At 63.6% G+C, this 13012-nt stretch carries 12 protein-coding genes and 1 pseudogene; 6 read left to right on the top strand and 7 right to left on the bottom strand.

Annotated elements, in window-relative coordinates; all coding sequences use genetic code 11:
- The 5 genes from AC3WQZ_RS03490 to AC3WQZ_RS03470 all read left to right on the top strand — a co-directional run bounded on the left by AC3WQZ_RS03490 (position 1) and on the right by AC3WQZ_RS03470 (position 5071).
- The gene (locus AC3WQZ_RS03490; protein WP_058697535.1) at positions 1 to 666 is read left to right on the top strand and encodes a 3-hydroxyacyl-CoA dehydrogenase family protein; all 666 of its coding nucleotides are present in this window, start codon (positions 1 to 3) and stop codon (positions 664 to 666) included.
- A complete protein-coding gene (locus tag AC3WQZ_RS03485; protein ID WP_234788179.1) occupies positions 663 to 1784 on the top strand; it encodes a CaiB/BaiF CoA transferase family protein in 1122 nt (373 codons plus the stop codon). The genes AC3WQZ_RS03490 and AC3WQZ_RS03485 overlap by 4 nt, the downstream gene beginning before the upstream one ends.
- A gap of 12 nt (positions 1785 to 1796) precedes the next feature.
- Positions 1797 to 2786, top strand: coding sequence for an NADPH:quinone oxidoreductase family protein (locus AC3WQZ_RS03480; protein WP_058697534.1), 990 nt, complete (start codon positions 1797 to 1799; stop codon positions 2784 to 2786).
- 111 nt (positions 2787 to 2897) lie between these two features.
- Positions 2898 to 4442: a 3-hydroxyacyl-CoA dehydrogenase gene (locus tag AC3WQZ_RS03475; protein ID WP_058697533.1), complete on the top strand. Its 1545-nt coding sequence runs from the start codon at positions 2898 to 2900 to the stop codon at positions 4440 to 4442.
- Complete coding sequence (locus tag AC3WQZ_RS03470) at positions 4439 to 5071, top strand: hypothetical protein (RefSeq protein ID WP_143010700.1); 633 nt, start codon at positions 4439 to 4441, stop codon at positions 5069 to 5071. The genes AC3WQZ_RS03475 and AC3WQZ_RS03470 overlap by 4 nt, the downstream gene beginning before the upstream one ends.
- 82 nt (positions 5072 to 5153) lie before the next feature.
- On the opposite strand, the gene AC3WQZ_RS03465 is transcribed toward AC3WQZ_RS03470, so the two are convergent.
- From AC3WQZ_RS03465 to AC3WQZ_RS03440, 6 genes and pseudogenes are all read right to left on the bottom strand, one after another.
- Complete coding sequence (locus AC3WQZ_RS03465) at positions 5154 to 6188, bottom strand: branched-chain amino acid ABC transporter permease (protein ID WP_081050223.1); 1035 nt, start codon at positions 6186 to 6188, stop codon at positions 5154 to 5156.
- Positions 6188 to 7075 carry a branched-chain amino acid ABC transporter permease gene (locus AC3WQZ_RS03460; protein WP_058697531.1) on the bottom strand — a complete coding sequence of 296 codons (888 nt, stop codon included), beginning with the start codon at positions 7073 to 7075 and terminating at the stop codon, positions 6188 to 6190. The genes AC3WQZ_RS03465 and AC3WQZ_RS03460 overlap by 1 nt, the downstream gene beginning before the upstream one ends.
- Before the next feature lie 14 nt (positions 7076 to 7089).
- Positions 7090 to 7815, bottom strand: coding sequence for an ABC transporter ATP-binding protein (locus tag AC3WQZ_RS03455; RefSeq protein ID WP_058697530.1), 726 nt, complete (start codon positions 7813 to 7815; stop codon positions 7090 to 7092).
- A 13-nt stretch (positions 7816 to 7828) separates the two neighbouring features.
- On the bottom strand, positions 7829 to 8599 hold the full coding sequence (locus AC3WQZ_RS03450) for an ABC transporter ATP-binding protein (protein ID WP_058697529.1): 771 nt from the start codon (positions 8597 to 8599) through the stop codon (positions 7829 to 7831).
- A gap of 136 nt (positions 8600 to 8735) precedes the next feature.
- On the bottom strand, positions 8736 to 9935 hold the full coding sequence (locus tag AC3WQZ_RS03445) for an ABC transporter substrate-binding protein (RefSeq protein WP_058697528.1): 1200 nt from the start codon (positions 9933 to 9935) through the stop codon (positions 8736 to 8738).
- A 288-nt stretch (positions 9936 to 10223) separates the two neighbouring features.
- Positions 10224 to 10404, bottom strand: a pseudogene (locus tag AC3WQZ_RS03440) (electron transfer flavoprotein-ubiquinone oxidoreductase); the annotation flags it as partial.
- On the opposite strand from AC3WQZ_RS03440, the gene AC3WQZ_RS03435 reads away from it, so the two are divergent.
- A complete protein-coding gene (locus tag AC3WQZ_RS03435) occupies positions 10398 to 10817 on the top strand; it encodes a tripartite tricarboxylate transporter substrate-binding protein (RefSeq protein ID WP_412459398.1) in 420 nt (139 codons plus the stop codon). The pseudogene AC3WQZ_RS03440 and the gene AC3WQZ_RS03435 overlap by 7 nt on opposite strands.
- Positions 10818 to 11114: 297 nt before the next feature.
- Here the strand turns inward: AC3WQZ_RS03435 and AC3WQZ_RS03430 are convergent, their stop codons facing one another.
- Complete coding sequence (locus AC3WQZ_RS03430) at positions 11115 to 12776, bottom strand: thiamine pyrophosphate-binding protein (protein WP_143010699.1); 1662 nt, start codon at positions 12774 to 12776, stop codon at positions 11115 to 11117.
- Positions 12777 to 13012 lie beyond the last annotated feature (236 nt).

The following is a 13012-nucleotide window of genomic DNA, read 5'->3' as shown; positions in this document are numbered from 1 at the left end:
ATGCGCTACGAAATCATACAAGCTGGCGAGAGCCGTTCCTTTCCCGAATCCCATCCCTTCCTCGAACAGGCAGCGGCGCAAGGCGACGGGCTGGTCTACCTCGGTTCGCAAGCCGGTCGCGCCTACAGCGTAGGCAAAGGACACGAAGCGCGCACCTTTGTCGCCATCGAGCTGGGCACCGAATGCCTGGGCATCCACACAGGCGAGAGCCGCGGCGTCGAAGGCTCCAATGTGGTTGGATTCGCCCGCTTTCGTCTCGGCGACGCCGACCCGAGCCCGCTGGTGGAACTCGTCAGGCAACCGGGCACGACCCCTGGCGCGATCGAAGCCGCCAAGGTGGTGTTCCAGGCTGCGGGGCTGGTTGTCGCGGTATGTCATGACTTTCCGGGTCGCATCGTCGACCGGCTGATCCGCCCGTACTTCAATGCGGCGCTGCGCCGCCTGGACGAGAAACTGGCCAGCGCCGATGACCTGGACAAGACCTTGTGCCTGGGCCTCGGCTACCCGGAGGGTCCGATCTCGCTGCTGGAACGGACTGGCCTGGCGCACCATTTCCGTGTCACTCAAGCCTTGCATGAAGCTCTCGGGCAGGAGCCTTATGCCCCGGCGCGGCGCGCGCGCGTCGCAGCGGAGCGCGAGGAACGCGAAGAGCGGGTAAAGCGATGATTGCCATGAGCCAACCCCTGACCGGTGTGAAGGTGCTGGATTTCAGCACCCTCCTGCCCGGACCGCTGTGCTCGCTGCTGCTGGCCGAGGCGGGAGCCGAAGTCATCAAGTTCGAGCGCCCCGGCCGTGGCGACGAAATGCGCGCGTATGAGCCGAAGGTCGATGACGACAGCGCGAATTTCGTGCTGCTCAACCGCGGCAAGCAATCTGTCGCGATCGACCTGAAGGCGCCTGAGACGCTGAGCCAGTTGACGCCGTTGATCCGCGATGCCGATGTCCTGATCGAGCAGTTCCGTCCCGGCGTCATGGATCGTCTGGGCCTCGGCTATGCAGCGCTTTCGGAAATCAACCCACGGCTGGTCTACTGCTCGATCACCGGCTTCGGACAGTACGGCCCGCGCGCATCAGAAGCCGCGCATGACCTGAACTATGTGGCGGCATCCGGCACGCTGTCGCTGACTGCCGGCAACGATGGTGCGCCGGTCCTGCCGCCTGCCCTCATTGCCGACATTGCTGGCGGCACCTATCCGGCCATGATCAATATCCTGCTCGCCTTGCGTCAGCGCGACCAGACCGGCAGGGGCGTTCACCTGGATGTGGCCATGGCCGACAACCTCTTTACGTTCCAGTACTGGGGGCTTGGCAACGGCGCGCTGGGATCGTGGCCCGCACCGGCGTCGGAGCTGGTCACGGGAGGCACGCCGCGCTACCAGATCTACCGTACCGCCGATGGTGCCTTCCTGGCGGCCGCGCCACTGGAAGACAAGTTCTGGGACAACTTCGTCGCACTGGTCGGGCTGGATGCGGACGCGCTGGCGCGGATGTCACCGGACCAGGCCATCGGTGCCGTTGCGGCGGCCATTTCCCGGCACCCGGTTGCCTATTGGGAAGACCGCTTCGCCGGGCAAGACGTCTGCACCAGCCGTGTGGTCAGTCTGGAAGAAGCCCGGCACGATCCGCATTTCCGGGAACGCGGCCTGTTTGACCGCACCGCTACCACTGCGGCGAACGGGAGCATGCCGGCATTGCCGGTGCCCATCGATGCCGCCTTTCGCAGCCAGGATCGCTCCGCCGCGTCCCCGGCCCTGGGAGCACACAACCAACTTCTGAATCGCTGAGGTCCAGCCGACATGAAAGCCATCGTCATCCAGGAATTCAATGCACCAGACGCCGTCACCATCGGCGACCTTCCCGACCCGCAGGTTGGCGACGGCGACGTGCTCGTCGAAGTCCGAGCCGCCGCGGTCAACTATCCCGACGTGCTGGTGGTGCAGGGCAAGTATCAGATCCTGCCGCAACGCCCGTTCGCACCGGGCAAGGATGCCGCCGGCGTGGTACGCGCCGTCGGTGCCAATGTCACCCATGTCCAACCTGGCGATCGCGTGGTGGCGCAACTGGAATATGGCGCGTTCGCCGAGCTCGTCAGCGTGCCTGCCGATTCATGCTTCCGCATCCCCGATGCCATGCCGTTCGAAGACGCTGCCGCGATGGGGCTGGCATATCAGACCGCCTACTTCGCCCTGGTGGAACGTGGCGGATTCCGTGCCGGCGAGACTGTGCTTGTCACCGGGGCTGCCGGCGGCGTCGGCTCGGCGGCCATCCAGATCGTCAAGGGTCTCGGCGGCATCGCGCTGGCCGGCGTCAGCGGTGCCGAGCACGCGCAGGCGGCACGGGAACTGGGAGCCGACGCAGTGATCGATCTTTCCGCCCCTGACCTGCGCGAATCGCTGCGCGAGCAGGTGCGCAATGCCACCTCGGGCCATGGCGCCGATGTGGTGCTTGACACCCTGGGCGGCGATGTCTTCGATGCCGCACTGCGTGCGATCGCATGGTGCGGCCGCGCGGTGGTCATTGGCTTCGCGGCCGGCCGCATCCCCGAGATCAAGGCCAACTATCTGCTGCTCAAGAACATTGGCGTCAGTGGCCTGCAGTGGAGCGACTATCGCGATCGCCAGCCGGAAAAGGTGCTGGCCGTACAGCAAGAGATCTTCAAGCTGTATCAGCAAGGTGCGCTCAGGCCGAAGATCGCCGGTGCCCTGCCCCTTTCCCGTGCCGGTGAAGCGCTGGCGCAGCTCGCCTCCGGGCAGGTGTCCGGCAAGTACGTGCTGACGCTGAACTGAGGCTTACCGAACAACCCTGGGCGAATGCCATGCCCGTCTGCAGCCGTGGGTTCCTCCTCACGGCTGCAGTGCTTTGCGGCGTCGCCCACCATCTCCTGCGATCCGGACATCATGAACACAACCTCTCCTTCGATCACCGCTATCCAGACACTGGGCATCGTCGGCACCGGCGCCATGGGCCGCGGCATCGCCCAGATCGCCGCGCAGGCAGGCCTGACCGTCAACCTGTACGACGCCAACCCGCAAGCGGTGGAAGCGGCACGCAAGTACCTGCAGGATACGCTCGGCAAGCTGGCCGAAAAGGGCAAGATCTCGGCGGCTGACGCCCAGGCCACGCTGGGCCGCGTGAAGCCGTGCGGCGCGCTGGAAGACCTGGCCGGCTGCGACATGGTGGTGGAAGCCATCGTCGAGAAGCTCGAAGTGAAGCGAGATCTCGTGGCGAAGCTGGAAGCCGTGCTGCGTCCTGACGTGGTCATCGCCTCGAACACCTCGTCGCTGTCGATCACCGCGATCGCCGTGGGCGCAAAGGAACCGGGCCGCGTGGTCGGCTACCACTTCTTCAACCCGGTGCCGCTGATGAAGGTGGTCGAGGTCATCGACGGCCTGTCCGGCAACCCGGCCGTGGGCGATGCGCTGATGGCGCTGTCGCGCCGCATGGGCCATACGCCGGTGCGCTGCAAGGACATGCCGGGCTTTATCGTCAACCATGCCGGCCGCGGCATGAATATCGAAGGCATCAAGGTCGCGCAGGAAGGCGTGGCGGAGTTCGCCGACATCGACAACATCATGCGCGAGCAGGCCGGCTTCCGCATGGGGCCGTTCGAGCTGATGGACCTGACCGGGCTGGACGTGTCGCACCCGGTGATGGAATCGATCTACAACCAGTTCTACCAGGAGCCGCGCTACCGCCCGTCGCCGATCACGGCGATCCGCTCGGTTGGCGGGCTGGTCGGCCGAAAGGCCGGCGCCGGCTTCTACCGCTACGTGGATGGCCAGAAGCAGGTCCCGGCCACGGCCGCGGCCGCGGTCCCGTCGGCCCGTCCGGCCAGCGTGTGGGTCAGCCGCGCCAGCGAACGCGGCCATGCCATGGTGACGAAGCTGCTCGGCGCGCTCGGTATCACGCCTGAAAGTGGCGACCAGCCTTCCGCCGAGGCACTGATCGTCGTCACGCCGCTGGGCCTGGACGCGACCACCACCGCGCTCCAGCAGGGCCTGGACGCCTCGCGCACGGTGGCCATCGACACCCTCCTGCCGTTCGAGGCCACCAAGCGCCGCACGCTGATGACCACGCCGGCCACTGGCGCCGCCGCGCGCGACGCCGCGCACGGCCTGTTCGCGAGCGACGGCGTGCCGGTCACGGTGATCCGCGACTCGGCCGGCTTCGTGGCCCAGCGCGTGCTCTGCTGCATCATCAACATCGCCAGCGATATCGCGCAGCAGCGCATTGCCTCGCCCGCGGACATCGACCTGGCCGTGAACCTGGGCCTGGGCTACCCGAAGGGCCCGCTGGCCCTGGGCGACGCCGTCGGCCCGCAACTGGTGCTGGAGACGCTGCGCAACATGGAAGCCCTGACCGGCGACATGCGCTACCGCCCGAGCCCGTGGCTGTGGCGCCGCGCCGGCCTGGGCCTGTCGCTGCTGACGGACGAGGCTTGATCGCCCCCCGACCATCAAAGACCGCAGTGCAGCCAGAGGTCGCTCCCCTTTCGCTCATTCTCCAATCGCCAGCGTATGCGCGTGTCCATCTGCGCGGGCTGCGTTTCCCGTTCCCCGTGATTGCAGAGGTCATCGAAGGTGATTGTGAGCTCAACGTGCCGGGTCAGATGCGTGCAACCCACGACGGTGGATGGCACGCGATCCGCCCGCTCGAGTCGCCACACCTTGTGCTGGCAGAGCGCGCCCGCGTAGCGTTCCGGCAGCTGCCGTGGTCCGGTCAGCGGATACGGGTAGAAGAGCGATCGCACAAGCCAATTGCGAGTAGCCTGGCTATGGCGGTGTTCCAGGCACCGCAAAAGCCGTGGCGGCTCGCATCGGCGTCGCGAGAGCTCCGCATCGATCAGGCGGGTCAATTGTCCCGAACCTTGTTGAGTGAAGGCGAGAGCTTTGTCGATCTGGTGGCGACGCAGCGCCTGATGCGCGCGCTGTTTGACCTCGCCGGCGCCGACCGGGAAGCTGCAAGGGTCGGATCCTATGGCTTCCCGGATCGCGCTCGCTTCGAAGATGCGATCTTCGATCGATTCGGGGTGAACGCTTCACTGCTGCATCGTCTGCTGAATGGCCGCTAGCAAGGGCGAACAACCTGCCCGCGGCGCCCCGTAGCGATGACTTAGCCGGCCGACCGCGTGCTGCCGGCCGTCTTTCTAGCAATCATCGTCCGGACGGAAGCCGGCCAAGGACCGCCCCAACCAGTCCTTTCCGGAACAACAGAACGCACAGAATGAAAATGACACCGGTCACGAGCGTCACTGACTCGCCAAGGGATGCGAACCAGTCGATCCCGGTGACATTGGCAAGTCCGGCACCTATCTCGCCCAGCTTGTTCTCCAGGATCACAATGACGAGCGCACCGGCGACTGGCCCGCTCAACGTCCCCATCCCGCCCACCAGCGTCATCAGGATGACTGCCCCCGACATGGTCCAATGGACGTCGGCCAGCGTCGCAAAGCCAAGCACCAGCGCTTTCATCGCTCCCGCCAGTCCCGCCAGCGCGGCCGACAGCACGAAGGCCATCAGCTTGAAGCGGTCTGTACTGTAGCCCAGCGAGATGGCGCGACTCTCGTTCTCCTTGACCGCCTGGAGGAGCTGGCCAAACGGGGAACTGACTATGCGGGCAATCAGCACCATCGCTGCGACAAAGACGGCGACAACGACATAGTAGAAGCTGACATCCGATGACAGGTCGATCACCCCGAACAACGCGCCGCGCGGAACGCCTTGCAAGCCGTCCTCGCCGCCCGTTTGCGGTGTCTGCAGGCAAATGAAAAAGAACATCTGTGCCAGCGCGAGCGTGATCATGGCGAAGTAGATGCCCTGGCGGCGGATTGCCAGCACGCCCATCAGAAATCCAATCGCTACGGCGGTTGCCACGCCGATCAGCAGGCTGACCTCCGTCGTGACATGCCAGTTCTTGATCGCATACCCGGCTATGTAGCCCGCGCCGCCGAACAAGGCGGCATGGCCGAACGACAGCAAGCCGGTGTAGCCGAGCAGCAGGTTGAATGCCGCGGCAAACAGCGCAAAGCACAGGATCTTCATCACGAAGACCGGATAGAAGCCAAGATGGGGCGCCAGCAACAGCAGTGCAACCAGCACGATGGAGATGTATGCCGGCGCCCGGCTTCGCACCAACGCGTCCCCACCGGCCGCCGAGGTCACCGTTGAAGGGAGAGAGAATTCGGTCATCACTTTTCCTTGCCAAACAGCCCCGCCGGACGAAGCAGCAGGACAATCACCATTACAACAAAGACCACCGTTGACGACGCTTCCGGGTAGACCACCTTGGTCAGCCCCTCGATCACGCCCAGGCCCAGACCGGTGACGATGGCGCCGAGGATCGAGCCCATTCCACCGATCACTACAACTGCAAACACCACGATGATCAGGTTCTGTCCCATCAGCGGCGACACCTGGATCACCGGCGCGGCCAGCACCCCGGCGAACGCAGCCAGTGCCACGCCGAAGCCGTAGGTCAGGGTGACCATCAGCGGCACATTGACGCCGAACGCCTCGACGACCTTGGGGTTCTCGGTGCCCGCACGCAGGTAGGCGCCCAGCTTGGTCTTCTCGATCACGAACCACGTGCCCAGGCAGACCGTGATGGAAGCCACCACGACCCAGGCGCGATAGTTCGGCAGGTGCATAAAGCCAACGTCGGTAGCGCCCTGCAGCAGCTCGGGCGCGGAGTAAGGCTGGCCCGAGACGCCGTAGATTGACCGGAACACGCCTTCGATCACCAGCGTAATACCCAGCGTGAGCAGCAGACCGTAAATATGGTCTAGCTTGTAGATCCAGCGCAGCATCGTCTTTTCGATCAGCACGCCCAACAAGCCGATGACCAGGGGCGACAGCAGCAGCATTGCCCAGTAGCTCAGCCCGACGTACTCCATGCCGGCCCACGCCAGCAGAGCGCCCAGCATGAACAGCGCACCGTGCGCGAAGTTGATCACGTTGAGCAATCCAAAGATCACCGCCAACCCCAAGCTTAGCATTGCGTAGAACGCGCCATTCGCCAGGCCGAGCAGCAACTGCGACATCAAAGCCGGCAGGGGAATTCCAAAATCAAGGTTCATTGCACTTCCCCTCGTTACACGCCGAGCAGCTCATTGAGCACCGGCATCTTGTCCTGCAGCTCGTCGGCGGCAAAGCGCTCGACGATCGCGCCGTGCTCCATCAGGTAGAAGCGGTCGGCCAGCGGCGCGGCGAATCGGAAATTCTGCTCCACCATTACCACCGTGTAGCCCTTCTTCTTGAGCATCAAGATCATGCGCGCCAGGGCCTGCACAATCACAGGCGCCAGCCCTTCCGAGATCTCGTCAAGCAGGAGCAGGTTCGCCCCGGTACGCAAGATCCGGCCCACGGCAAGCATCTGCTGTTCACCGCCGGAGAGGCGCGTGCCCTGGCTCTGCTTGCGCTCCATCAGGTTCGGGAACATGTCGTAGATCTCGGCCTTGCTCATGCCTTTTCCCGCATTGGCGCTCTTGAGTTCCGGCGGCAGCAGCAGGTTCTCTTCGCAGGACAGGCTTGAGAAGATCGCCCGCTCTTCGGGACAGTAGCCAATGCCGTAGTGCGCGATCTTGTGTGTCGGCAGGCCGATGGTTTCGTGGCCGTTGACCTTGATCGATCCCTTGCGCGTACCGGTGAGTCCCATGATCGCGCGCAGCGTTGTCGTGCGCCCGGCACCATTGCGCCCAAGCAGCGTGACCACTTCGCCACGATTGACGGTCAGGTCCACACCATGCAGGATGTGCGACTCGCCGTACCAGGCATGCAGGTCCCTGATCTCGAGGGCCGGGGTGTTGTCGTTTGCCATTACTTTTTCCCCCTCAATGCGCGCCTTGCAGCTCGGCGTCGGCCGTACCCATGTAGGCTTCCATGACGCGCGAATCCTTCGAGACTTCGGCGTAAGGGCCCTCGGCCAGAATCGCACCGCGTTGCAGTACGGTGATCTTGTCGGCAATCGACGACACGACATTCATGTTGTGCTCGACCATCAGGATCGTGCGGCCGGCAGAAACCTGCTTGATCAGCTGGGTCACGCGATCCACGTCCTCATGGCCCATGCCCTGCGTCGGCTCATCGAGCAGCATCAGTTCCGGCTCCATCGCGAGGGTGGTCGCGATCTCGAGCGCACGCTTGCGGCCGTAAGGCAGGTTGACAGTGATGGTCTCGGCGAACTCGGTCAGCCCGACTTGTTCGAGCAAATCCATCGCGCGGGCATTTAGCACGTCGAGCGAACGCTTGCTGCGCCAGAACTGGTAGGCAGTACCCAGTTGACGCTGCAGGCCGATGCGTACGTTCTCGCGTACGGTCAGGTGCGGGAACACCGCGGAAATCTGAAACGAGCGGATCACGCCCCGCCGCGCAATCTGCGCTGGCTTTTCGCGCGTGATGTCGATGCCGTTGAACAGAATGGTGCCGGCGGTCGGCTCCAGGAACTTGGTCAGCAGGTTGAAGCAGGTGGTCTTGCCCGCGCCGTTCGGCCCGATCAAGGCGTGGATCGAGCCGCGGCGTACATTCAGGTCGACTTCACTGACGGCAGTAAAGCCTCTGAATGACTTGGACAACCGCTGCGTCTGCAGAATGAAATCCGGCATAACAGGAGCAAAGCCAATCTGGAGAAAAAGGAAGCGTCTTCCGCGCGGCCGGGGCGACGCAGCGGCCGTGGAAAGACGCCCGGAGAGTGCGTAGAAGCGTGGCCAGCTGCCTGGCCACCTCAAGTTCCCTAGTGCGTCAGCCCTTGAGCGGACAGGCGCTCTTTTCCAGTGGCTCGAAGGCCTTGTCCTTGGGGATGATCTTGCGGATCTTCAGCAGGTCCCATTCGCCCTTGGACTCAGACGGCTTCTTGGCTTCAGCCAGGTACATGTCATGCGCCATCAGCCCGTTTGCCAGAATGCGGCCGTCCTTGGCAAAGAAGTCATTGACCGGCGTCGCGCGCATCTTCGCCATGACCTTGTCGGGGTCCGCGCTACCTGCCGCCTGTACCGCCTTCAGGTAGTGCGTCACCGCGGAGTACATACCGGCCTGAACCATGGTCGGCATCATCTTGGTCTGTGCGAAGAACTTCTTGCCAAAAGCGCGGGTCTCGTCGTTGTAGTCCCAGTAGAATGCCGTGGTGAACTGCAGTCCCTGCGCCGCCTTCAGGCCCATGCCTTTCAGGTCGCTATCGAAAATCAGCAGCGGCGCCACCACCTGCTTGCCAGTCCCGAGTCCGAACTCCGAAGCCTGGCGAACCGCATTCTGTGTATCGCGTCCCGCGTTGGCCAATGCAATCACCTGCGCATTTGACGCCTGTGCCTGCAGCAGGAACGATGCGAAGTCCGATGCCGCAAGCGGATGGCGGACCTTGCCGGCAACCTTCCCGCCCAGCTGCTCCACCACATTGATGGCATTCGACTCGAGCGAATGGCCGAATGCATAGTCGGCGGTGATGAAGAACCAGTCCTTCTTGCCTTCTTCCAGGATTGCGCGTGCCGTGCCGTTTGCCAGCGCGTAGGTGTTGTACACGTAGTGAATACCGTAAGGCGAGCACTGCTTGCCCGTCAGTTCCGTAGTGGCGGAACCCGCGAAGATCGTGATCTTCTTTTTGCTCTCGCCAAGTTTCTGCAGCGCCAGCGCCGAGGCCGAGTCGGTGGACTCGATGATCATTTCGACGTTGTTCCGGTCATACCACTCCCGGGCACGGGTGGAAGCAATATCGACCTTGTTCTGGTAGTCGGCACCCAACACCTCGATGGGCCGGTCCAGAACCTTACCGCCGAAGTCCTGAACCGCCATCTTGACGGCTGCGATACCGCCAGGACCGCCGATGCCGGAATAGACCCCGGACATATCTACCAAGGCGCCGATGCGGAATGGCTCCGCGGCGGAAGCCAACTGGCAAATCGCCGTCAGTGCGGCGAGTGCGCCGAAGCGCAGTGCGGGTGCATTCATGGATGTCTCCAATCGTTCGTTATCATGACGGACAGCGTTTTCCTCGAACACATTCACCGTCCATACCCGCTATCTGCAACTTCGGTGCCAGGTCCAATTACGTCCGTTTTAGCCATAAATATGCCCTTGGAGGTGTATTCGCCCCCCGCTGAGTACACTCGTGCCTGCGAACATGTATTTACCGAAGACAGTCCCAAGGCAGGCCATCGGCTACAAGTCCGGCATGCAAACCTTCTGCAAGCGCACAGCAGCGAACTCTCCTTGAAGCAGTTCTTGAAATTTTGATAGATCCGTGCAGCCAGGTTCCCTCGAAGCTCTCTGAGAAGCCTGTGAGTTCATCGTACTGGCAGCCGGCGGCGATCGCGTCGGAAGCCGCCTCGGCGCACAGCATGCCGCTCTTGATGGCGGCGTGACTGCCCTTGAGGCGCGCCGCATTCAGAAAGCCGGCGTCGCAACCGACGAGTGCGCCGTACGATCCTTTCAAGGACTTCGCCTACCTCACCGTTGCCGTGCAGGCGCCCAACGTCCTTTCGGTGCCAGCAAACTCCCGCTTCAAGACCATTCAGGACAACATCGTTTCCTACGAGAAGGCCAATCCCTGAGACGAAGACGTCCGCATCTGCCGGAAACGGGACAAGCGACCATCTCACCGCGGATCTGTTCTGGCAGAAAGGATCTGTTCTGGCAGAAAACCGGCACAACCGGGATCCACATACGTACATGGGCGGCGCCCCGGCGAAGAACGACCTGCCTGGCGGACAGGTCGACGCCACCTTCATGAATCTCAATACAGCGGTCCCGCACATCAAGGCAGGCAAGCTGCGCGCTCGCCTATCCTGCCCGACGTGCCGACCATGGAAGAGTCCGTCGTCAAGGGCGTGACGGTCTACTCCTGGCAAGCGGTTGCTATGTTCCGTTGACTAACTCGAGCATGAAGATGCTCGGCACTACATCGCAGTTGCATCGCCTGACGGCCGGAAAAGGCTGTATCGCTCAGTGAATCGCTCTGCTCAGCTAGTATCTACATCTGAGCTTCTTTGTGATGCGCCGCCCACTTGCCGGCGGCCGATGGGTTCCCGGCGCGCAGGGGCACCGTCGGAGGCTGCAGCCCGCCCGACGCGGAAAACGAACGCGCAGACCTGCCGCCACAGGAAGAAGGTCCGGCGGCGTGGCGCCGACCTATTTGTCATCGAAGAGCCAACCCACGGGAATCGCCCCGTTGATCTTGACGTCGAGGAGCACAGGCCCCTCGGGGTTCCTGAGCATCGGCGCTGCCTGTTCCAGGTCCTGCATGCTGCGAATGGTGGCCGTCTGGAAGCCCAAGGCCTCGGCAATCGGCGCAAAGTCGATATCCAGGAAAACCGTCTTTGCGGTCGGCATGTTCTGCAGCTTGAGGAAGTGGACTTCCGCGCCATAGGCACAGTCGTTCATCAGGATCACGACGAGCGGAATATCTTCCCGAACCACGGTCTCCAGCTCACCGAGCGTCATCAGCAGGCCACCGTCACCGATCACTAGTACAGTGGTGGCATCGGGTTCGCCGCGCGCGTAACCCAGTGCCGCGCCGATGCCCAGGCCGATCGAGGCGAAGTCTGTGGCCTGGCGGATGCTGCGTGGATCGGGAACGCTCAAGTAGGGCAACGCCTGCAGGAAATTGCCGGCGTCGTACACGACGTTACGGTTGCGCGGCAGGATGTTGTCCAGCGCGAGCGCGGCCGCGCGTGCATCGACGGTTCGGGGGGTGTGCTGCGGCGTGAAGTCCTTGTCCAGCGTGAAGCTGTCGAGCCAGCTCCGGTAGGACTCGCCGTGGAATTCCTTGATCTCCGGGCGGCGAGCGGGAACCGACTCAAGCAGCGCCTGGGCCGCGAGCTTTGCATCGGCCACCATGGCCACGTCGGCATCCAGCCAGCGTCCGATGTTGGCGCGGGTGCTGTCGACGTGAATCACGGGCACCTCGGTCGGTATAGCCGTTCCCATGGAGGTGGTCCGGCCGTTCAGACCGGCGCCGAACGCAAGAATGCAGTCCGCCTGCTCGATCAGCCGGCGTCCGCCGGCATGGGAATAGGAGCCCACCAGCCCGCAGTCCATCGGGTGGCCTTGGAATAGATCCTTGGCCTTGAGCGTCGTGCTGAGTGCCGCCCCCAGGTGTTCGGCCAGGGCGATCAGGTCTTCTCGCGCTCCGGCCTCGTAGGCCCCCCAGCCAGCGATGATCAGGGGGCGCTTGCTCGCGGCCAGCAGTGTGGACGCGGCCGCGAGCGCCGTCTTGCGCGGAGGACGCCTGATTATGGTCGGGGGCGGCGCGAGCGTCGGGGTGGTGGCCGAGAGGTCGACGCTGGCCCGCTGTACGTCGGTTGGCAGCAGCAGTGCCGCCGCGCCGGCATGGGCGGCACTGACCGCCTGCGCGAGCACCTGGCGGGCGCTATGGGCGTCCCTCGCGACGAAGGGCTCGAGTCCGGCTGAACGCAGCGCGCCCACGGCGTCGAAGGCCTTCAGGTCGGGGCCACAGCTGTGAGCGGGCGGCCGAAGCGCCGCGTCACCGAAGATCATCAACACCCCCGAACGGCTGCGTTGCGCATAGGTGGCCGCGTGCATGGAGTTCGCGGCGGCGGGGCCCCGTCCCAGCACCGCGACGCCCAGCTTGCCGGTGGCAGCCGCATAACCGTCGGCCATGGCGATCGCGGTGTTCTCATGTCGGCTGCCATGGAACTGAATGCCTATGGAGTCCAGGGTTGCGACGAAGAGTGCCGTATCGTCGCTAATCAAGCCGAACGCGACCTCCACGCCCATCGTCTTGATGTCCTGAGCCAATGCCTCATACACGGGCACGAGTTTCTGAGTCAATTTATCTACCTCCAACGATTGCCACACACTGCTGCCTGGGCCAGAAGGCCGTGGGTTTCAGTATCGAATGCTTGGTACAGCAACTTGCGTGTGCCACGCGATGACCACGGTGAATCTGTTGGACACTCTTTGCATCCCAGCCTATGGCGTGCGAGGCAGTGTATTCCGTGAACACAACCTGTCCATGTCGCGGACATGAAGTCGCCATGCGTGTCGCTGCCGCTTCAGGTCATCAG

Source organism: Cupriavidus sp. FW305-26 (assembly GCF_058787975.1).
The sequence above is the reverse complement of the archived record's forward strand: the minus strand, read 5'-3'. Positions and strand labels throughout refer to the sequence as shown.